Consider the following 21,494-nt stretch of genomic DNA (forward strand, 5'->3'; position numbering starts at 1 on the left):
CCGCCATGAACTGATCGTTGACGCGTGCGCGGGACTCCGCGAGCCCCGCGGGTCAGGCGAGTGAACCGCGTGCCATCCGGGTGCCCCTGACGAGCGAAACGGTCCGTACAGGGCATGGAATTTGCGTACCCATTCCTCACTCACGTCGCAGGCGACGCTGGAGGCAGTCAATGAACCGATCCGAAGACGCCGGAGACCTCGGTCACCACACGCCCGTCCTGATCGTCGGCGGCTCTCTGGTGGGCCTGTCCACCTCGCTGTTCCTGGGGCGCCTCGGGGTGCCGCACATCCTGGTCGAGCGTCACGCGGGTACCTCGATCCACCCGCGCGGCCGCGGCAACAACGTGCGCACCATGGAGATCTTCCGGGTGGCCGGGGTGCAGCGGCGCATCGAGGAGGCCGCGTCGGTCCTCGCGGACAACCACGGCATCCTGCAGACACCGACCCTGGTGGGCGACGCCGGCGAGTGGCTGTTCAAGGAGATCGACCCGGGCGGCGGGCTGGCCCGATTCAGCCCGGGCGCCTGGTGCCTGTGCAGCCAGAACGACCTCGAACCGGTGCTGCTGAAGAGCGCCCGGGAGCTGGGCGCCGACCTGCGGTTCTCCACGGAGCTGATGTCGCTCGAGCAGGACTCCGAAGGAGTGACGGCGAAGGTCAAGAGCAGGGAGACCGGCGAGCACACCACGATCCGCGCGGACTACGTCGTCGCGGCGGACGGTCCGCGCAGCCCCGTCCGCGACACCCTCCGCATCGGGCAGACCGGGCCCGGGGACCTGTTCCACAACGTGAGCCTCACGTTCACCTCCCGCGGCCTCGCGGAGATCGTCGGCGACCGTCGGTTCATCGTCTGCTATCTGACCGACCCGGCGGCCGACGGGGCTCTGCTGCCCGTCGACAACAAGGAGCACTGGGTCTTCCACGCCCCCTGGCACCCCGAACACGGGGAAACCCTGGAGGAGTTCACCGACGAGCGCTGTGTCGAGCACATCCGCCGGGCCGTCGGTGTGCCGGATCTCGATGTGGAGATCACCGGCCGGGCGGCATGGCACGCGGCCGAGCGAGTCGCCGAACGGTACGCGCGGGGACGGGTGTTCCTGGCCGGCGACTCGGCGCACGAGATGTCCCCCACCGGGGCGTTCGGCTCCAACACCGGTATCCAGGACGCGCACAACCTCGCCTGGAAGCTGTCCGCGGTGCTGGGCGGCTGGGCCGGCCCGGGACTGCTGAAGTCGTACGACGCCGAGCGCCGGCCGGTGGCGGAGGCGACGAGCGCCCGCGCCTCGTCGCGTTCGGTCGAGCACAGCCACCCCGGGTACACCCCGGAGCCCGGGGCCGCCGGGCAGGGCGGTCAGGGCGGCCCCGGCGGCAGGAAGGGCGGGATCCTCAATGTGGCGCTCGCCTATCGCTACCCGCGGGGGGCGGTCCTGGGCGCCGATCCGGCCGCGCCGGTCGTGCCCGAGGGCGTACGGCTGACGGGTGAGCCGGGAAGCCGCGCGCCGCACCTGTGGCTGACCCGGGCCGGCGCCCGGATCTCCACCCTCGATCTGTACGAGCGTTCCATGGTGCTGCTGAGCTCGGCGGACGGCGCCGGTGCGTGGCACGCGGCGGCGGAGGACACCGCCCGGCAGCTCTCGGTCCCGCTCGACTCGTACCGGATCGGCGGCGGCCCCGATGCGGACCTGGTCCCCGCGGGCGACACGGACTGGGCGGAGGTCCACGGTGTCTCCGCGGACGGTGCGGTGCTGGTCCGCCCCGACGGCTTCGTCGCCTGGCGGTCCGAGGGACCGGCCAAGGATCCCCGGACCACTCTGCGGAAGGCCCTGGTCGCACTACTGGACCAGGCCTGACCTGCCCTTTCCGGGCGATCCGAGGACATCGCCCGCTCGGGCGGCCGACGGCCGTCCCCCGCGGCGCGCGGAAAACAGCCGGAGGCCGTATCGGAATTCCAATACGGCCTCCGGCCACGACGTCAACAGTCGGGACGACAGGATTTGGATGGTCTCGGTGCCTCCGCCCAGCCGGTGGCAGTCGGCCGTGGCGCGTGGCCGGGGCGATGCGGTGCGGTGCGGCGGTGTGTCGACGCGGTGGGCCGAGGATGACCAGTCCGTAGTGCTCGGCTGCTTCGGCCGGCCTTTCCGGTGTGATGACGAAGTGCCCCTGATCTGCGACACCCAGGCCGTTGCCTGCCGCGCACACAGCGTGGTCCCCGATTGCCCATACGCGTACTGCACTGCCGAGCCGGGATCACCGGTCCGGTTCCGTGTCGAAGGCCACGAACCTCAACTCCGAGGTGTAACGACGGCCTTCGTCGTCGGTGAGCCAGGTCTGCTCCGGGGTGGGCAGCATCTCGGTGAACACGACCGTGCCCTCCGGTTCCTTGCGGGCCAGGCGGCGCAGGGCCTTGGCGAGAATGGTGACGTAGACGGGGCTGTCGAAGTCGACGTAGAAGGGGCGCGACTCGGTCGGCAGGACGGCGAACACATAGCGAGGCAGGCCCAGTTCGGCGCGCCAGCGGCGGGCCCGGACGAAGCGCCGGGCTTCGTCCTTCTCGTCGGCGAACCCGGCGTGCGCCGCCGGCAGACGCCAGGTCTCGCGGGCGACCACCAGGCGGTCGAGGGTGACGCGGGGGGTGTGGTCCGCCTCCGGCAGCAGTCGGAAGAGGTCCATCGACAAGGTGGTCAGAACGTGGGAGAAGACGTCCACCGCCGGGAAGGCCGTGCCGTCAGCGAGCCTGACCACGAGGTCGCCGTCGCGGTCCTCGACCGTGGCGTCGGCGCTGCGGACCGTGCGGGGACGGGCGGGGTCGGCGGTGAAGTCCGCCAGGGCCACCAGGTGGTCCTGGGGGCGTACGAGGGTGTGGCGGACCCGGGCTGACAGGCGTGCGCGATGCTCCTTCGGGATCAGGGGCATGAGACGCGGACCGGGGTGATCGCGGTCGGTGAGGTCGAGCAGTTCGGTGACGTCCGGGTGCTGGTGGGTGAAGAGGGAGGCTCCCAAGGTGTTGGCGGCGAGATGGAGTTCGCCGAGGACGAGGGTGAAGTCGCCGCGCGCGACGGCCTCGGCGCCGTCGGCGGCGATCAGCACGTCCGGGCTCAGATAGCGGGCAGCCGTCCACCCGTCGCCGGTGGCCGCGAACCGCTCTCGTACCGCCGCCTCGACGTCGGCCGACGCCACGGCCACGCGCCGAGCGCCCGCGGGAACCTTCAGGATGCGCTGCCAGCGTGCGGCGAACTCCCGCTGCGCGTCGCAGGCGGCGCTGCGGGCGGCGCCGTGCAGCACCGGCAGGGAGGCGAACCAGAAGGACGCCAGGTCGACCGGGCCCTCGGCGGCGAGGCGGTCGTGGACACGGCGTGTCTCCTCCTTCACCACCGCCGCCAGCCCAGAGGTCAGCCAGGCGGCGCTGTCCATCAGCAGCCGCAGCGGGCGAAGTGCGTCGAGCACCGCGGGGCCGAGGCGGGCGGTGGCGGACCGGCGCGCGTCGGAGTACACCAGCGACCGGCAGGGCGCGGTCGACGCGGACTTCTCCCGTACCGCGGCCGTGGCGGTGAGTTCGGTGAAGTCGCGTTCGAGTGCCGTCAGCGCCTCGACCAGGGCGTCGACGTCACGGGCCGCCGCTACCGCGCCGCGCCCTCGCTCCAGCCGGTCCAGAGCCTCCAGACCCCGTCGGCGTGGTCCGGCCGCGCCGACGGTTTCGAGGAAGGCGCGCAGGTCCCGGTCGGGGTGGGTGCCGGCGGGAACCTCCAGCCGCCACTGCACCCAGCGGCGGGCGACAAGGTCGGCCAGGACGGCGGGGACGTCGGTGCCCGGCAGTTCGGCGGCGATCCGCCGGGCCGGCCGGACGCCGTCGCAGCGGGCGAGGACGGCCTCTTCCTCCGCGGACACGGTGACGGCGCGCCGGCCGGGCACCCGGACACGGTCGCCGTCCAGCACCAGGAACGGCATGCGGCGGGGTGCGGTCCACTCCCGCAGGTCGGGGTCGGCGTCCAGGGTCTTCGCGAGCGCGTCGATGCCCCAACTCGCCCAGTAGACGCTGGATTTGGCGATCATGCCCGCTCCAGGGTCGACGGCGACGCCCTGCGCGGAGGGGTCCCAGCGGCCCCAGCCGACCGGGCCGAAGAAGCCGATCGTGTCGTTCTTCACGCAGAACCGCTGCCAGTAGTGGGCGACCAGCTCCTCGCGCTGACGGGGCATGCTGCTGCGGCTGTCGGCACTCGGGGTCCAGCGCAGGAACGGGGCGATGCCGGAGGTGAGCACCGGCCGGTTCTGCCAGGCCACCGCCTCCCGGAAGGCCGGCATGCGGGCGATGTCCTGCAGGTTGTGCGCGGTCTCCACGGCGGACTCCGCGAAGAGGTGGGCGAAGCCTGCCCATGCGGGACCGTCGAGCGGCTCGTCGGCCTCGAACTTGTCGGCCGCTTCGGCCAGTCCGGCGGGGGCGAGCCGCAGGACACCGTCGGCGGGGAAGCCCGGTCCGCGCAGGGCGAACTGCTCCCACAGACGCCAGCGGCCGAGGGACGGCACGAGATCTTCGGTCATGGCACGGCTCTCCTTGGCGAGCACGGGTGGACGGTCCTTGCCGGGAGAGCCGGTCAGGCGGCGCCGTAGTCGGCCTCGACGACCTCGGCCAGTTCCAGCGGCGTCGGGTACGCGAAGACCAGGGAGACCGGGACGTCTGCGCCCAGTTCCTCTTGGAGGCGGCCGGTGATCTGGAAGGCGGTGAGCGAGTCGCCGCCCGCCTCGTAGAAGTCGGTCTCCGCGGTGAGGTCGGGCAGGCGGAGCACCTCCCGGAAGATGCCGACCAGCAGGTCGACGGTGTCGACGGCGGTGGCCGGACCGGCAGGAGTGGCGGTGTTCGAGGTCATGACGCGTGTTCCTTCTCGTTCGTTCGGGTGTGGGTGAGGTGCGAGGCGTGCAGACGGGCGGGTGTGTTGCCGCCCGAGACGATGGCCACGGCCCGTTCGCGGCGGCCGGCGCGCAGCGCTCCGGCGAGGGCGACGGCTCCGCTCGGTTCGGCTTCGACGCCGAGGCGGTGCAGCAAGGCCGTGGCGGCCAGGATCTCGGCGTCGCCGACGGCGATCAGTTCGTCGACGCGGTCCCGGATGATGGGGTAGGGGACGCGCCCGGGGTACTGGCCGCGCAGCCCGTCCGCGACGGTGGTGCGGGCGGGCAGTCGGACCGGACGACCGGCGGCCAGGGAGCGCGCGTAGCGCGGGGTGAGGGAGGGTTCGACGCCGACCACCCGGACCGGGCGGGAACCGGCGGCGAGGCAGAGGCCCGCGAGGAGTCCGCCGCCGCCGGTGGGGACGTAGACCGTCTCGATGTCGGGGGCGTCGGCCAGCAGTTCGAGTCCCACCGTGCCCTGTCCGGCGACGACCAGGGGATGGTCCGAGGACGGGACGAGGACCGCGCCCCGCTCGGCAGCCAGAATCCGGGCGCGCTCCTCCCGTTCCGCCACTCCGCCGCCGACCTGGACGGTCTCGGCGCCGAGCGCGCGGATGGCGGCGGCCTTCGCCGGCGTCGCGCCCGCTGCCAGAACGACGGTCAGCCGGATGCCGAGCGAGCGAGCGATCCGGGCCAGGGCGATCCCGTGGTTCCCGGAGGAACCCGTGACAACCCGGTCGGCGCCCAGGGCGAGGACGGCGTTGGCGGCCCCGCGCATCTTGAACGAGCCGCCGAGCTGGAGGTGTTCGGCCTTCAGCAGCAGCCCCGTGCCGTGTGTCGCGGTCCCCGGGCCGGGGATCAGCGGGGTGCGGATGACGTACGGTGCGATACGGGTGGCGGCGGCCCGGAGGTCGGCCTCGCCGAGTCCCGGCTCGGCCGCGGCCGCCCCACTCCCGGCGACGCCGAGCCCACTTCCGGCGGTGCCGAGCCCCCTGACGACCGCGGCACCGAGCCCCTTGCAGGGCACGTCCAACCCGGCCTCGTGCAGGCCCGTCCCGGGATCGCCCCCGACGGTCCCCACGTCAACGGCTCCTCGCACGGCACCACTTCCGGATCGCACATCAGCGCCTCCGGCTCGGGCGGCACCATCTACGGATCGCACGTGACCGGCCGCCGCTCCCGTGTCACCGGCCCCGACCGGGGCAGCCGCGGTTCCCCTCCGCACACCGGTGGCGGTCATGACGTCATCCCAGCGGCCAGCATCCGGCGGTCGGCCTTGCCGCCGCGCGTGGTGGGCAGGGTGTCCAGGCGCAGGAAGCGGCGTGGCATCAGGTGCGGCGGCAGCGAGTCGGCGAGGTGGGCGCGCAGCCGCGCGTCCTTGGTGCCGGCCAGGTCGCCGGTGATATGGGCGAGCAGGTACGCACGGCCCTGCTCGTCGGTGTGCGGTGTCACCACCGCCCCCGTGACGCCCGGATACGCCAGCAGCGCCCCCTCGACCTCGGCCGGGTCGACGCGGTAGCCGCGGATCTTGACCTGGCGGTCGGTGCGGCCGGCGTACCGCAGCCCTCCGGGTCCCCACCAGCCGAGGTCGCCGGTGCGGTAGAGGCGGGCGCCCGGCGGACCGAGGGGGTCCGGGACGAAGCAGGCGGCCGTGCGAGCGGGGAGCCCGCCGTAGCCGCGGGCCACGCCGGCTCCCCCGATGTACACCTCGCCCACCGTGCCGTCGGCGACCGGGGTCAGGTCCGCGTCCAGCACCCGGACGACGGTACCGGCGCGGGGCAGGCCCACGAGGTCGGTGGAGGGGTCGGGCGGGGCGGGCACGCTGTGCCGGGTGGTGGTCATGGTGCACTCGGTCGGACCGTACTGGTTGACGAGCCGCCCGGGTACGAGGTCGCGACCGCCCGCGGCGAGGAAGGGCCTCAGCGATTCCCCGCTGGAGGCGACCAGGGCGACACCGGCCAGCGGGTCGGACAGACCGGGCACGTCGGCCGGGCCGGCCAGGTGGGACAGGAAGGACGGGGTGACGCTGAGCAGGGCGGTCACCCGGTGCTCGCGCACGGTGCGGGCGAACTCCGCGGGGCGCAGCAGCCGGGCCCGGTCCACGATCACCAGGCGTGCTCCCGCCAGCAGCGGTACGAAGGTGTCCCGGATCGAGGCGTCGTATCCGAGGGGTGCCGTCTGCAGGGCCACGGTGTCCGGGCCGAGGCCGAACTCGCTTGCGGTGTCGCGGAGATAGGCGTCGAGGGAACCGTGTTCTACGAGGACTGCGCTGGGTTCCCCCGTGCTGCCGGAGGTGTGGCTGACGTAGGCGAGAGCCTGGGGGTCGACCGGGCCGGCGGGCGGCGGGCCGTCCGTGGCGCCGGGCCGGTCGGGCCGGTCGAGGGCGACCGTGGGCAGGCTCAGGTCCAGGGCCGGTGCGAGGGCCGAGTGGGTCAGCAGCAGGCGGGCGCCGGCGCTGCGGACGAAGGCCCTGAGCCGGTCATGGGGCAAGCCGACGTCCAGGGTGAGGAAGGCGGCACCGCAGTGCAGCACGGCGGCCATGGCCGCGACCGCGTCGGTGCCGTGTTCGACGGCCACGGCGCAGACGGTCTCGGGGCGGACGGCGTGGGCGCGCAGCAGGCGGGCGATCTCCTCGATCCGGGTGGCGAGCCGGGCGTACGTCACGTCACCGCAGGGCGTGCTGAGCGCGACGCGTTCCGGGTGGCGGGCGGCGTGTGCGGCGATGTCGTCGGCGACCGTGCGCATCACTTCTCCCCCGCCTCGGTGACGGTCAGGTCGACGGCCACGAACCGGAGTTCCGAGGTGTGGCGGCGCCCCTCGTCGTCGGTGAGCCATGCCTGTTCGGGGGTAGGCAGCATCTCGCTGACCTTCAGCCGGGCCCCGGGGTCCTTGCGGGCGAGCCTGCGCGCCGCCTTGGCGAGGATGGTGACGTACACCGGGCTGTCGAAGTCGACGTAGAACGGCCGGGGTTCGGTCGGGGAGACCACGAACACGAACCGGGGGAGCTCGTGCCGAAGCTGCCAGTGCCGGGCCCGCACGAAGCGGGCGGCCTCCGTCTTCTCGTCGGCGAAGTCCACGTCCGAGACGGGCAGTTGCCAAGTCTCGCGGGCGAGGGTCATGCGGTCCACGGTGATGCGCGGGGTGTGCTCGCCCTCGGGGCGCAGGGTGAAGCGGTCCATGACACGCTGGGTGAGGGTGTTGGCGTAGGCGTCGAGCACGTCGTACGCGGTGCCGTCGGGCAGGACGGCCGTGAGCCGGCCGGCCCGGTCCTCGACGCGGACGTCGGCGCTCGCCGCCGTGCGCGGGCGGTGCGGGTCGCCCGTCTGGTCGACCAGGGCCACGTAGTGGTCCTGGGGCCGGTCCAGCGAGGGCCGGCTGCGGGTGGACCACTTCAGCGGCAGTTCCTTGGGCAGCATGGGAAGCAAGCGCGGTCCGGGGAAGTCGCGGGTGGTCTCGGCGAGCAGTTCGTCCCGGTCGGGGTGCTGGTGCACGAACAGTGAGGCGCCCATCGTGTTGAGCGCGCAGTGCATCTCGCCGAGGACGAGTCGCACGTCGCCGCGGGCGAGGGCGTCCTCGTCGTCGGCGACGACCAGCACGTCGGGGCTGATGTACCGGGCCAGCGACCAGCCGTCGCCGGGCTCGTCGAACTCCCGGCGCACCCCTTCGGCCAGTTCGGCCGTGGTCAGCCGGACCCTGCGCACCCCCGGCGGAACGTCGAGGATCCGAGCCCACTTGGCGCGGAGTTCGGCCTGTACGGCGTCGACGAGGTCGCCGGCGTCGGGATGCGGGGAGGGCAGCGTGTGCAGCCACAGGGTGGCCAGGTCGACCGGCTCGCCGGTGGCGCGCAGCCGTTCGTACACGGTGTGCAGGCGGGCGCGGACGGCCTCGGCGAAGCGGTTCGTCATCCAGCGGGCGGCCGTCAGGCACAGCTGGAGCGGTTCGAGGTGGGCCAGCAGTCCGGCGCCGAGGGTGGCGGTGGCGGCACGTCGGGCGTCGGAGTACACCAACCCCCGGCAGGGCGCGGTGCGTTCACCCTTGGCACGCTGGGCCTCGCTGTCGGTCAGCGCGGCGAAGTCTGCCTCCAGCGCGCCGATCGCGGCGGTCAGCGCGGTGGCGTCGGTGCCGGCGGCGCGTACGGCGTCCCGGCCGCGTTCCAGTACGGCGAGGCGTTCCAGCGCACGTTCGCGCACGGCCTCATCCGGGACGCGCTCCAGTATGCGGCGCAGGGCGCGGTCGGGGTGGGTGTCGGCGGGGACCTCCAGCCGCCACTGGACCCAGCGGTGCGTGACCAGGCCCCTGACGATGTCGGCCGCTTCGTCCTCGCTCAGGGCCAGTTCAGCGGCGATGGCGTTCAAGTGCCTGGTGCCGTCGCAACGTTCCAGAACAGCCAGGTCCCGTGCTGCGACCTGCTGGGCCGGGCGTCCCGGGACCCGTGCCGTGCCGTCCGCGCAGCGCACGAACGACACTCGGCGCGGCGGGATCCAGCGCATCAGCGCGCTGTCCGCGGCCAGGACCTTCGCGAGCGCGTCGATCGCCCAGCCGGAGAAGTACACCTCCTGCGCGGCGAGGAGGCCGGTGCCGGGGTCCACCAGGACGCCGCCGGGCTCGGAGGGGTCCCAGCGGCCCCAGCCGACCGGGCCGAAGAAGCCGATCGTGTCGTTCTTCACGCAGAACCGCTGCCAGTAGTGGGCGACCAGCTCCTCGCGCTGACGGGGCATGCTGCTGCGGCTGTCGGCACTCGGGGTCCAGCGCAGGAACGGGGCGATGCCGGTGCGCAGGACGGCGGGGTTCTGCCAGGCGAGGGCCGCCTGGAAGCGGGGCTGGGCGGCGATGCCCTGGAGGTACCGGGCGGTGTCCACGGCGGCCGTGGCGAGGTCCTCGGCGAACGCCTGCCACTGCGGTCCGGACAGCTCGGTGCCGGGACCGAACTTGTCGGCGGCCTGGGCGAGTCCGGGCGGGGCGAGCCTCAGCACGCCGTCGGCGGGGAAGCCCGGGCCACGGAGCGCGAACTGCTCCCACAGCCGCCAGCCTCCGCCCGGCAGCAGGACGGTCGCGTGCTCGTCCGACATCGCGTGCTCCTTCCGGAAGGGGGGTGTTCGGTGATCGCTCGGCCCGGCCGGGCGGTTCGCGACCGGAGAGCACGGTCCCGCGTCACGGCCGTGCGTCACCAGAGAAGATCCGGCAGCAACGCGCGCCGTCGGTTCGGCGCGTTCCTCCCTGACCCGGCCGGGCGGTTGCGGACACGCTTGGCGGGTCGGCTCCGAACCGTGGCCGGCCCCATCACCTGCGGGAGGTTCACCGTGACGCAAGCCAACTCCGCGACCGGCGCGGGCGGCGCAGAAGCCCGCCCCGGCACCGACGACGTGTATCTCGTCGTGCGCAACGACGAGGAGCAGTACTCGATCTGGCGGGCGGACCGCAAGCTGCCCGCCGGCTGGTACCGGGAGGGCCTGAGCGGCACCCGCCAGGAGTGCCTGGACCACATCGGCGTGATCTGGACCGACATGCGCCCGCTCAGCCTGCGCCGCCGACTGGCCGGGGTCGATGCCTGAGGCCGGGCCGGCTCTGCTGGCGGTCGGGCCGTCCCACCCCCCGCCGGCGGCTCCGCTCGCCGGACCGCTGTGCCCCGCCGTACTGGATCTGTCCGCACCGCATCACCGGACGTGCGCGGCGGGCCCGCGCACGCCGCCGGCGCCGGCGCTGTTGGAGCTGTACCTGGCCGAGGTGGGGGCGCAGGACGACCGCGCGCTGCTACGGGCCCAGGAGTTGCTGGACGCCGAGGAGCGGGCGCGGGCCGGCGCGTTCCGCCGCACACGGGACCGCGACGCCTACGTGGTCGCGCACGCGGCCCTGCGGACGGTGCTCAGCCGGCTGCTGGGCATCCGGGCCGAGGCGCTGCCGCTGATGCGCGAGCCGTGCGCGGGCTGCGGAGGTCCGCACGGCCGGCCCGCGCTGCGCACGCCGGGGGTGCACTTCTCCCTGTCGCACAGCGGGGACCTGGTGCTGGTGGCGCTCGCCGGCGCGCCGGTCGGTGTCGATGTGGAGGAGCTGGCCACCGCGGAGGCGGTGCGCAGCGCGCACCGCGCGCTGCACGCGGCGGAGGCGGAGGAACTCGCACGGCTGCCGGTGCACGAGCGGCAGGCGGCTTTCACCCGGACCTGGGTGCGAAAGGAGGCGTATCTGAAGGGAATCGGTACGGGGCTGGTGCGCGATCCGGCCCTCGACTACGTCGGCACCGGGTCGCGGCCGGCCGCGCCGGCACCGGAATGGACCCTGGGGGACGTCCTCGTCCCGACGGGGTACGCGGCGGCGGTGGCGCTGCGGAGGGAGTGACGCGGCACGCCCGCACCACGCTCAGAACACCGCGCACGCGAGCACGCCACACAGCGGCACGCCTCACGGAAACACCGCACGCACGAGAGCGAAACCCACGAGAGAGGCACAAGCGAGAGAGGCAAAGGCGTCAGCGGCGGGGACCGGTCCGACGACCGGTCCCCGCCGCGTTGTCGGCCCCCGTCGGCCGCGCTCCACCCTCACGACTCCCCCGCGTCCAGAGCAGGACCCCCGCGCTGCGATCGCCGCGTGACCGCTCCGGAACCCACCATCCTCGCCACCTCCGCAGGGCACCGCGTCGGCACACGCACCGGGTGTTCTTCGCTGCCCTCGTTCACCACGCGGTCGACCTCTCCGGTGTGCACGGCAGGCGACCGCGCATCCTCTACGTCGGCACGGCGACCGGGGGCGCCGAGCTCGTCACGGCGCGGGTGGCGGAGGCGGCCCGGGTGGCGGGCTTCGACCTGACGCCCCGGTACCTGTTCCCCATGCCGAACGTCGAGGACGTCGAGGCCACCGACGACGGCGTGGGCCTGGTCTACCGGGGGACGGAGCTGGTGGAGGCCGTGGCGGAACTGCCGGGCCGGGGCGCGTACGTGGTGCGCCGGGACGGCGAGCGGGCGGTGGAGGAGCGCCTGACGCCCCGGTTGCTGCCGACACCCGGCTTCTGAGGCCGGGCGCCGGTCACGGCCGGGCGGGGTGACGGGCGGGCGATGCCCGCCGTACCCGTCTCCCGTCCCGCCGCGCGATGACGGCCGCATGTCAGATCAGGCCGTGGCGCACGGCCCGCGCGACCGCGTGGGCGCGGTTGCGGGCCTGCAGTCGCGCCATGATCTCGTAGATGACGTTCTTCACGGTGTGCTCGGAGCAGTCCAGCGACCGGGCGATGTCCGCGTTCTGGTGCCCCTCGGCCATGAGGCGCAGCACGGATGACTGACGGACCGTCAGGGACGTCGGCCCGGCCTCGTCCGTCCCCGGCCGACCGGGCTGCGAATCGGCCGTCAACAGGTGGGACAGCTCCGGGTACGGGATGCTCGGGTGCGGCTGTCCGGCACGGCGGACAGCCGCCGCCAGGCTCTCCTCGGTGAGATCCGCGGTCCTGAGTACGACCGCCCCGACGCGCAGGGCCAGCAGCAGCCCGGACCGGCCGACCGTGTCGCACACGAGCAGCAGGGGGCCGGGCTCCCGCGGTCCGCTCAGAGCCCGTTCGGCGTCGTCGGCGACGACGACGGTGACCGTTCCGGGCTCCGCGCGGCCGGGCGCGCAGTCCAGTCCGGCGCGGCGGGCGAGGGCGCCGACCCGGTCCGCGTGCCGCGACGGCAGGATGCGCACCGCCGTGGGCGCGCCGGGGGCGGCGGTCAGCGTGGCCGTCACAGCAGGCCCGCCCGGAGTGCGTAGGCGACGGCGTGTGCGCGGTTGCGCAGCCGGAACCGCTGGGTGATGTCGTGCACCACGGTGGTCACGGTGCGCGGCGAGTAGGCGAGGCGCTGGGCGATCTCGGCCGTCTCGTGCCCGTCGGCGAGCAGTCGCAGCACCGATCGTTCGCGGTCGGACAGCGCGCCGCCGGCCCAGCCGTCGCCATGTCGGGTCTCGGCAGGATGGTCCAGGACCTGTTCCAGCAGATCCATCGGTACGGTGCAGTCGTCCCGGGCGGCGGCCAGCACCGCGTGGGACAGCCGGGACGCGTCGGCCTCGCGGCGCAGCAACAGGCCCCGGGCGCCGGCGGCCAGGGCGTGCAGAGCATCGCCGGAGGCGAGGACTCCGCTCACCAGGACGACGGCTGGGCGTTGCCGCCCGGCGCGGGTGCTGCGCACCATGTCGAATTCGGCCGGGCCCAGCCGGTCCATGGTGAGGACGGCGACGCGGGCGTCACCGGGCTCGCACAGGTCCAGCTCCGGGCAGGCCTGCAGGACACTGCGCGTGCCGGACTCCAGGACCGGGTCGAGGGCGACCACACCGACAGGGACGGGAACTCCCATCTGCTGCTCCTTGGAAGGTCGTCCGCCCGGTCGGAAGACTGCGGGCGGTCTGAGGGGTACTGCGCTCCAAAGTGCCGCCACCGGCCGGTCGCGGGCATCCGTAGTCGGTCCCCACCTTTCCGTGCGGCCCAGCCGCGCGGGTGGGCCCGGTACGGGGGAACGCCCGGTGCGTCCGGGGTGTCCGGCACGTCGACGCCCGCTGCCGGGCCTCGCACGGTGCGAGGTCTACCCCGCGGGCACGGCGGAGGGGGCGCATGGGGGTCGGACAGCGCGGGAAGGGGGGTGTTCCCGGCGACGGCACGGTGCGAGGGCCGTGGGGAAGGGTCGAGGACGGTCGTTCGGCCGCCCTCCTGGGGAACCTGGGTAGTCCCGTTCCGACCTGCGGTTTCACCGTGTCCGGGCGCTGCCTCCCCCACCTTTCCCCGCCTGTGGGGAGGGGCCGCGCAGAATATGGGGGTCACTTCCCCATGTGGGGGTCGGCGGCGTCTGCGACCTTCGTTGACGTGACTGAAACCGCCAGCCTCCCGGCTCCCCTGAGCGCCGGCCTGCCGCTCGCCTGGTGGGCCCCGGCGCTGTCCCTCGCGGAGCGGCTCGCCGCCCCCGGACTCCCGGCCGCGCCCACCGATTCCGCCGCCACCGGCTACGCCCCCTGGGCCGTCGGCGACGCGGAGGGCTTCGCGCTGCGGCTGGCGCATCTCGGCGTGGGCGGTGCCTCGGCGACGGCCCTCGCCGAGGAGTCTGCCGAGCGGCTCTGCGCCCGGGCCGAGAAGCCCGGCTGGGCGCAGTACGTCGAAGCGGCTCTGGAGGCCGCCCCCGAGAACCCGCAGGAGCCGGAGCAGCCGGCCACTGACGGCACCGGGCCCGAGGTCTTCGCACACGTCGTACGACCGCTCGTCGCAGCGTCCGCCTCCCGGCTCGCCGCCCTGCTGCCGGAGGTCACCGCCACCGAACGGGGCCTGTGGTGCGGCGAGTTCGAGCGATGGCTGACCCGTGAACTGGTCCGGCCGGCCGCCCGCACCCTGGTGCGGGAGCTCGACGGGGCCCGGCGCGCCGGACGGCTGCGCGGAGCGGGTCCGCGCGAGCGGTTCGCCTCCTTCGTCGCGGACACCGGCACCCGGGACGGCCTCTGCGGCCTGTTCGCCACCTACCCGGTGCTGGCCCGGATGCTCGGGCAGAGCGCGCTGGACGCCGTGGACGCGACGGCCGAGCTGGTGGCGCGTTTCCGGGCCGACCGGGACGACCTGGTGACCGGTCTCCTGGACGGACGCGACCCCGGTGCGCTCGCCCGGGTCGAGCTGGGGCTCGGCGATGCTCACCAAGGCAACCGGGCGGTCGCGATCCTGCACTTCGCGGACGGTGACCGGGTGGTGTACAAGCCGCGCCCGCTCGGCCAGCACGCCCTGCTGGACGAACTGACGGCCTGGCTCCAGACCAAGGTGCCCGGGCTGGCGCTGCGCACCCCGCGCACTGTGCGCCGGGAACGCCACGGCTGGCTGGAGTTCGTGGCACACCGCTGGTGCCGGACGGTCACCGAGGCCGACGCCTTCTACCGCCGACAGGGCTCGCTGCTGGCACTGCTCTACGCGGTGGACGGAGCCGACATGCACTACGAGAACGTCATCGCCTGCGGCGACCAGCCGGTCCTGGTGGACGCCGAGACGCTCTTGCACACCGGGTTCCCGCAGCCCATGACGGCCGGCGACGACCCCGCCGCTGACGCCCTGCACTCCTCGGTGCACCGCACCTGTCTGCTGCCCCACCTGCTGATCGGCGAGCGCGGGTCGCTCGACATCTCCGCGCTCGGCCGCTCCACCGACGGCACCTACCCCAGCGACGGGCTGCACTGGGAGGACAGCGGCCTGGAGACGATGCGGGCCGTGCGGGCACCTCTGCTCAGCCCGGCCGGGCAGAACCAGCCGCTGCCCCACGGACACCCCCTGGACGGTGCGGACCACCGGGCGGCCCTGCTCGACGGGTTCCGCACGGCCTACGCGGCCATCGTCGCCCACGGCAAGGAACTGACCTGCGAGGGAGGCTTGTTGACGGTCCATGCCGACAGCCCGGCGCGGCTCATAGCCCGCTCCACCCGCCTGTACGCGACACTGCTGGAGGAGTCCACCCATCCGCTGCTGCTCGGTGACGCGCTCGCCCGGGAAGGTGTGTTCGCCGTGCTGTGGACCGAGTCGGCGCTCGACGAGGCGCGCGGGAGGCTCGTCGAGCACGAGACGGCGGACCTGTGGCGCGGCGACGTCCCCCTGTTCGTCCACCGGCCGTCCGGCACGGGGGTCCGGACGGCCGGTGGGACCTGGCTGCCGGACGTACTGCCGGAGGCGAGCCTGACCGCCGTACAGAAGAAGATCGCGAGGATGGACGAGGTCGACTGCCACGACCAGGAGTGGATCGTCTCGGCCTCCCTGGCTGCGCGGGGTGTCTGTGCCGCGCCGAACCGGCCGCGGTCCGCGCTCGCCGTGGCACCCGTGCCCGCTGTCGTGCCCGACGCGTCACGGTTGCTGGCCGCCGCGTGCGGGATCGCCGACGAGATCGCCGCCCGCGCGGTACGGGACGGCGGCCGCTCCAACTGGCTCGGGCTGGAGCGCGTTTCCGGTCCGCACTGGGCGGTGCTGCCCATGGGCGCCGGACTCGCGCAGGGCTACTGCGGGGTCGCACTCTTCCTGGCCCACACGAGCGCGCTGACCGGGGCCCAACGGTACGCCGCGCTGGCCCGCGAGGCGGTCCGGCCGCTGCCCGCCCTGCTGAAGGCCCTGGCCGCCGACCCCGAACTGAGCGCGGCGGCCGGTCCAGGCGCCTACGACGGTCTCGGCGGCGTCCTCTACGCCCTGGTCCGGCTGCCGGCACTGCTCGGCGGGAAACCGTTCGACTGTCTGCCCGACGCGCTCACCGCGCTCGGCAACGCCGCGGCGGCCTGCCCGGACCCGGGGCTGGCCGGCGGCACGGCCGGGGCACTGGCCGCCGCCGTCGCCGTACACGAGACGACCGGCGAGCCGGAGGCGCTGAGGCTGGCGGACGCGCTCGCGGACCGGTTGCTGGCGGCGTCGCCGGCCCTCGGCACGGACCCCGGGTTCGCGGACGGCACCGCCGGGATCGGCTGGGCGCTGTTGCGTTACGCCGCCCGGCGACCGGAGCGCTCCGCAGCACACGCGGCCACCGCCCGGGAACTGCTCGACGCCGCGGTCCGGCACGCGGGGGCCATCGGTACGGACCCGTCCTGGGCCCGCGGGCTGGCCGGCGTGGCTGCTGCCGCCTCACTGCCGTCGGCCGCCACGCTCTCGGCCCGGCTGCGGAATGCCGAGGTGCGTCCCGACCTCAGCCTCGGTCAGGGCTCGCTCGGAACGCTGGAGGCCCTGGCCGTGCTCGCCGGCCAGGGTGACGCCCCGGCCGCCGAGACACTGACCCGGCGCACCGGCCAGGTGCTGGCGCTCGTCGAAGCCCAGGGCCACCGGTGCGCCACCCCCGACCACGTTCCCTCCCCCGGACTGCTGACCGGCCTGTCCGGCATCGGCTACGGACTGCTCCGCCTCGCTCACCCCGACACCGTGCCGTCCGCCCTGCTCCTCGGGCACCCCGGCCACTGACCCCACCACGCTCCTCTGCCCGTCAGCACCACAGCACTTCTCCACCTCCACCCCGTGCGCCGCGCACGGGACATCAGAAGGGGATCACCGTCATGGACAAGCATCTCGCCGCCACCGCCACCGCCGACGTCACCGAGACCGGCGCCGAGCAGGACGCGGCGGGCGGGATCACGCTCAAGGGCCGCAACCGCGCCTGCGCCCGCGCCCGCGTGCTGGCCGGAATGGTCCTGACCAGCGGCATCGTCATCACGCTGAGCACGCTCGACACCTCGGTCTCCGCACCGAAGTGACCGGGCGCCGGTCCTGACACCACGTGATGGCGCGGGTCCGCCGGGCGGGCCCGCGCCGCCGCGTGCGCAGGGGGGCCGTACGCGGCCCGCGCCGGTTCCGTGCGACCTGCCCCAGGTCCCGACATTCCGATTATCATCATCGTTCATGCGTTCCCATACGCCTTCCCTGGTCGGGCGGGACTCCCAACTCGCCGTGCTCGAAAGCGCCCTGACCGACGCTCGACAGGGACGCGGCGGTGTGGTGTTCCTGGTCGGGGAGGCGGGGGTCGGCAAGTCGCGGCTCGCCGCGGAGGCCGTGGGCGACGCGCTGGACACCGGTATGCGGGTGCTGCGGGGCCGTAGCAGCACCACGGGCCCTGCCGTGCCGTTCCGGCCACTGACCGAGGCCCTGATGTCGCTGTTCCGTGGCGGCGTCCCCATGGACGACCTGGCCCTCGGCCCCTACCAGCCGGTGCTCGGACGGCTGATTCCCGACTGGGACACCGGCGAGCGGGACAGCAGTTCCATGGTCATCCTGGGCGAGGCGGTGCTGCGCCTGCTCATCGCCGCCGGGCGCGGGCAGGGCCAGCTCCTCCTGCTGGAGGACCTGCACGACGCCGACCCCGAGACGCTGGGCGTCCTCGAGTACCTGGTGGACAACCTCGAGTACACGCCCGTACTGCTGCTGGCCACCGTGCGCACGGACTTGAGCGACGCCCTGGACCTCGCGCAGTCCGCGCGCCGCCGGGGCGCCGCCACCCTGCTCGAACTGCCGCCGCTGACCCGGCCGCAGGCGCACGCGATGATCGCGGCCCAGTTGGGCGTCGACGAACCGCAGGACGTGCCCGAGGCGGTCCTGCGGCGGCTGTGGGAGGCCAGCGCGGGCAGCCCGTACCTGGTCGAGGAACTCCTGCAGTCCATGATCGGAGCCGGCACGCTGGTGCAGGGGCCGGACGGCTGGCGGCCCGTCGGGGATCTGCGCAGTGACGTTTCGTCGACGCTGGCGCGCGGCATACTGCGCCGCATCGACCTGCTGGGCGCTCAGGGCCTGACCCTGCTGTCGGCCGCGGCCGTGCTGGGCCGGCGTTTCTCCCTGACCGTTCTCCAGCGCATGACCGGCGTCGACGACCGCTCGCTGCTCAGCCATCTACACGCCGGCCTGGCGGCGCGGCTGGTGATCCCCGACGAACCGGCCCCCGACTGGTACTCCTTCCGGCACTCCCTCACCGTGGAGGCCCTGTTCACGCAGATGACGCCGGGTCAGCGAGCGGACCTGGCGCGGCGGGCCGCGCAGGCGGTGGAGGAACTGCACCCCGATCTGCACGGCGACTGGTGCGCGCTGGCGGCCGGGCTGCGCTGCGAGGCCGGGGACCGGGTCGAGGCCGGCCTGCTCTTCGCGGACGCGGGCGGCCGTGCCCTGGCGGCCGGCGCGCTCGGTTCCACGGTGACCCTGCTGGGGCGTGCCGAGAGCCTGCTCGCCGACGCCGACGATCCCCAGGCGCGCGCCGCGGTGCTGGAGAACCTGCTGCCGGCGCTCGCCGAGGCCGGTGACTTCGCCCGCGCCTTCGATCTGACCAAGGACCTGCATGCGCTGGGCGGCTCCGGGCTGGGTCCGGCCCGGCTGGCCACGCTGCACGCCCGGCTGGCCAAGGTCGCCCACACCGCGGGGCGGTGGAGCGACGGCAACCGGCAGATCGACCGGGCCCGCGAGGTGCTGGCGGCGGCGCCGGACGAGGTGACCGCCGCCGTTGTCGACGTCACGGCCGCCTATCTGGCCCTGGACACGCCGGGTCCGGACCGCACCCAGCACGCGGAGAAGCTGGCTCGTTCGGCCGCCGACACCGCCGAACGCCACGGACTGCCGGTCGTCGCCTGCCAGGCCCAGGAGTTGCTCGCGACCGTGGCCCGCGAACGGGACCCGCAGGAGTCCGAGGCGATGCTGGGGCAGGCCCTCGCCACGGCGGAACGCCATCGCCTGCCGCTCCAGCGCATGTACGCGGCCACCCGGCTGGGCGGCAACGCCTGGCTCGCCAAGGGGGACGCCTCCGGCCTGCTGGCGGCCCGCGAGGAGGCGCTGCGGCTCGGCTCGGTCAACATCGTGCACACGGTCGACGGCATCCTCGTCCTCGACGCGGTGCTGCGCGGCCACTACGACAGTGCCCGGTCCTCCGCCGCCGAGTGCCTGGCCGTCGTACGCCGGCTGCGGCTCGCGCCCGCCACGCGGTACGTCCTGATGGCGCAGGCCGTCCTGGAGGCGCATCACGGGAACCGTGCGGGGATGGAGGCGGTGCTGGCCGCGTTCGCCGAGTGGGACGGCGCTGGTTCCCAGGAGGAGCCGCTCAGCCGTGGCCTGGCCCGTGCTTTCTGCGCGCTGCTGGAGGAGGACCGCGAGCAGGCCCGGGCCGAGCTGGGTACGGTGTTGGCGCTGGAGGCGGACAACCCCTCCACCTACCATCTCAGCGGCACCCACGGCCTGGTGCTGCTGCTGGACATGCTGGCCGGACGGGCGGACCGGGCCCGGCACGAGGAGATCAGCGCCACCGCCATGGCGCGCATGCGCTGGAACCGGCAGTTCGTGCTGCTCGCGGAGGCCGTGCTGCTGGGCCGCGAGGGCGAGGCGGCTCGGGCTGCGCAGACAGTCGAGTCGGCACTGACGGTGGCCGAGCCCTATCCGCTGGCGCAGCATCTCGGACTGCGGCTGATCGCGGACGCGGCACACCAGGACGGCTGGGGCGACCCGGTGGGCTGGCTACGCCGGGCCGAGCACTACTTCCACGAGCGGGACGTCCCGGCCGTCACCGGCGCCTGCCGGGCGGGGCTGCGCCGGCTCGGCGCCCCCGTGCACCAGCACCGCACCGGCACCAGCGGCATCCCCGACCGACTGCGCGCGCAGGGCGTCACCGTGCGCGAGTTCGAGGTGTTCCGGCTGCTCGCGGAGCGGCTGTCCAACAAGGACATCGCCGACCGGCTGTTCATATCGCCCCGTACTGCGGAGAAGCACATCGCGAGCCTGGTCACCAAGACCGGGGCGACCAACCGCTCAGACCTGTGCGCGCGGTCGGCCGCCCTGCGCTCCGGCTAGGGCCCGCCCTGCGGGCGTCCTGTGGGTCGGGCGGGAGCTTCGCAGGACGCGCCTATCGCATCCGGCGCACCTCCCGGGACCCGAGTACCGCGAGACCCGTGAGGGCGAGCACCGCGGCGACCGCCCCGAACAGGGCGAGCGTGTCGACACGGGCCAGCGCGCCGCACGCGATCAGCGACAGCGGGGCGGCCGCGTACCCGAGGACCATGTCGACCGCGATGACGCGGCCGAGCACGTCCTTGGGGATGTTCCGCTGGATCCAGCTCAGCCCGAACACCCCCTGGAAGCCGATGGCGAATCCCATGGCGAGCACGGTCGCGACGACCCCCGCGGTGCTGTGCACCAGCCCCAGGACGGCCATCCCCGCGCCCAGCCAGCCGGCCAGGGCCGCCACCAGCAGTCCGACCCGGGGGGTGCCGCCGACCGCGCCGCCCACCAGCGTGCCGAGCATCGCGCCTGCGGCCAGGGACCCGTTGAGCACGCCCAGCGTGGCCGAGCCGCCCCGCAGCACCTGGTCGGCGAGCGTGGCGAAACCGACCGTGAAGGGCCCGGCGTAGCAGAAGTTGACGGCCGTATCGAGGGCGACGATCGTACGCAGCCGGGGGTCGCGCAGGGTGAAGACGACGCCCTCGCGGATACGGGCGCCCAGCGATGGCGGCCGTTCGGCCACGGTATCGGCCGCAGGCTCGGCCTTCCCGGCCGCCGCCTCCGTCTTCCTCGCCACCGGGCCCTGCGTTCGCGCCCGGGGGCCTATGCGCGACACGCACCAGCCGCACAGCACGAAGCAGACGGCGTCGACCAGGAACGCGACCGGTGCGCGGGTCAGGGCGATGACCAGGCCCCCGACGGCCGGGCCGACGACGGCGGCGGTCCGCGAGCCGGCGCCCAGCAGCGCGTTGGCCGGAGTGAGCAGGCTCTCGTCCACCACGGAGGGCAGGATCGACACCCGCGCCGGCTGGAAGAAGGCGTCGACGGCGCCGAAGAGCGCGGCCGCCACGCACAGCATCCACACCGTCAGATGCCCGGTGAGACCGGTAAGTCCGACGACCGTCATCAATGCGGCGCGGGCCCAGCTGGAGGCGATCATCAGGGTGCGCGTGGACCAGGAGTCGCCGAGGGTGCCGCCGACCAGGGTCAGCAGGGCGCGGGGTACGGCCTGGAAGGCGAGGACGTAGCCGAGGGTGAGGGTGGAGCCGGTCAGTCCGAGGGTGATCCAGGAGAAGGCGACGACGCTGAAGCCGTCGCCGAGCAGGGACAGCGACTGTCCCAGCCACAGGAGCCGGAACGGCCGGTGCCGGGCGGGTGCCCACAGCCGCGGACCGGCGCCGGCGAGGGTGGTGGTCATGCTGGGCCTTTCGTC

14 protein-coding genes and 1 pseudogene are annotated in these 21,494 nt (G+C 74.2%); 7 read left to right on the forward strand and 8 right to left on the reverse strand.

The genetic code is table 11. The annotated features are described in order from the left end of the window. Window positions 1–170 precede the first annotated feature (170 nt). Window positions 171–1,847, forward strand: coding sequence for an FAD-dependent oxidoreductase (locus ACIQRL_RS27565; protein WP_401336574.1), 1,677 nt, complete (start codon window positions 171–173; stop codon window positions 1,845–1,847). A gap of 397 nt (window positions 1,848–2,244) precedes the next feature. Here the strand turns inward: ACIQRL_RS27565 and ACIQRL_RS27570 are convergent, their stop codons facing one another. The 5 genes from ACIQRL_RS27570 to ACIQRL_RS27590 form a co-directional block, all read right to left on the reverse strand. After that, window positions 2,245–4,533 carry a lantibiotic dehydratase gene (locus tag ACIQRL_RS27570; protein ID WP_401336577.1) on the reverse strand — a complete coding sequence of 763 codons (2,289 nt, stop codon included), beginning with the start codon at window positions 4,531–4,533 and terminating at the stop codon, window positions 2,245–2,247. A 53-nt stretch (window positions 4,534–4,586) separates the two neighbouring features. After that, entirely contained in the window at window positions 4,587–4,859 is a 273-nt protein-coding gene (locus ACIQRL_RS27575) for an acyl carrier protein (RefSeq protein ID WP_401336579.1), read from the reverse strand. Continuing rightward, window positions 4,856–5,959 carry a threonine/serine dehydratase gene (locus ACIQRL_RS27580; RefSeq protein ID WP_401336582.1) on the reverse strand — a complete coding sequence of 368 codons (1,104 nt, stop codon included), beginning with the start codon at window positions 5,957–5,959 and terminating at the stop codon, window positions 4,856–4,858. Before ACIQRL_RS27580 ends, ACIQRL_RS27575 begins: the two co-directional genes overlap by 4 nt. Before the next feature lie 155 nt (window positions 5,960–6,114). Continuing rightward, entirely contained in the window at window positions 6,115–7,623 is a 1,509-nt protein-coding gene (locus ACIQRL_RS27585; protein ID WP_401336585.1) for an amino acid adenylation domain-containing protein, read from the reverse strand. After that, a complete protein-coding gene (locus ACIQRL_RS27590; RefSeq protein WP_401336588.1) occupies window positions 7,623–9,947 on the reverse strand; it encodes a lantibiotic dehydratase in 2,325 nt (774 codons plus the stop codon). Before ACIQRL_RS27590 ends, ACIQRL_RS27585 begins: the two co-directional genes overlap by 1 nt. 294 nt (window positions 9,948–10,241) lie before the next feature. On the opposite strand from ACIQRL_RS27590, the gene ACIQRL_RS27595 reads away from it, so the two are divergent. The 3 genes and pseudogenes from ACIQRL_RS27595 (at window position 10,242) to ACIQRL_RS27605 (ending at window position 11,882) form a co-directional block, all read left to right on the forward strand. Further along, complete coding sequence (locus tag ACIQRL_RS27595; protein ID WP_401337027.1) at window positions 10,242–10,430, forward strand: MbtH family protein; 189 nt, start codon at window positions 10,242–10,244, stop codon at window positions 10,428–10,430. Beyond that, window positions 10,423–11,211: a 4'-phosphopantetheinyl transferase family protein gene (locus tag ACIQRL_RS27600; RefSeq protein WP_401336591.1), complete on the forward strand. Its 789-nt coding sequence runs from the start codon at window positions 10,423–10,425 to the stop codon at window positions 11,209–11,211. The genes ACIQRL_RS27595 and ACIQRL_RS27600 overlap by 8 nt, the downstream gene beginning before the upstream one ends. Before the next feature lie 249 nt (window positions 11,212–11,460). Next, window positions 11,461–11,882: pseudogene (locus ACIQRL_RS27605) on the forward strand (hypothetical protein). Window positions 11,883–11,973: 91 nt separating this feature from the next. Here ACIQRL_RS27605 and ACIQRL_RS27610 read toward each other — a convergent pair. Together ACIQRL_RS27610 and ACIQRL_RS27615 are read right to left on the reverse strand one after the other, a co-directional pair. After that, window positions 11,974–12,585 (reverse strand): response regulator transcription factor, encoded by a 612-nt coding sequence (locus tag ACIQRL_RS27610; RefSeq protein ID WP_401336593.1) that lies wholly within the window; start codon window positions 12,583–12,585, stop codon window positions 11,974–11,976. Further along, complete coding sequence (locus tag ACIQRL_RS27615) at window positions 12,582–13,190, reverse strand: LuxR C-terminal-related transcriptional regulator (RefSeq protein WP_401336596.1); 609 nt, start codon at window positions 13,188–13,190, stop codon at window positions 12,582–12,584. Before ACIQRL_RS27615 ends, ACIQRL_RS27610 begins: the two co-directional genes overlap by 4 nt. Before the next feature lie 503 nt (window positions 13,191–13,693). Between ACIQRL_RS27615 and ACIQRL_RS27620 the strand changes: the two genes are divergently transcribed. The 3 genes from ACIQRL_RS27620 to ACIQRL_RS27630 all read left to right on the forward strand — a co-directional run bounded on the left by ACIQRL_RS27620 (window position 13,694) and on the right by ACIQRL_RS27630 (window position 20,134). Then, a complete protein-coding gene (locus tag ACIQRL_RS27620) occupies window positions 13,694–16,783 on the forward strand; it encodes a type 2 lanthipeptide synthetase LanM family protein (protein WP_401336599.1) in 3,090 nt (1,029 codons plus the stop codon). Window positions 16,784–16,875: 92 nt separating this feature from the next. Further along, a complete protein-coding gene (locus tag ACIQRL_RS27625; protein ID WP_401336601.1) occupies window positions 16,876–17,073 on the forward strand; it encodes a hypothetical protein in 198 nt (65 codons plus the stop codon). Between the two features lie 145 nt (window positions 17,074–17,218). Continuing rightward, window positions 17,219–20,134, forward strand: coding sequence for an AAA family ATPase (locus ACIQRL_RS27630; protein ID WP_401336604.1), 2,916 nt, complete (start codon window positions 17,219–17,221; stop codon window positions 20,132–20,134). 52 nt (window positions 20,135–20,186) lie between these two features. On the opposite strand, the gene ACIQRL_RS27635 is transcribed toward ACIQRL_RS27630, so the two are convergent. Further along, complete coding sequence (locus ACIQRL_RS27635) at window positions 20,187–21,479, reverse strand: MFS transporter (RefSeq protein ID WP_401336606.1); 1,293 nt, start codon at window positions 21,477–21,479, stop codon at window positions 20,187–20,189. Between the last annotated feature and the right edge of the window lie 15 nt (window positions 21,480–21,494).

The organism is Streptomyces sp. NPDC091209 (assembly GCF_044757755.1).
Taxonomy (GTDB): domain Bacteria; phylum Actinomycetota; class Actinomycetes; order Streptomycetales; family Streptomycetaceae; genus Streptomyces.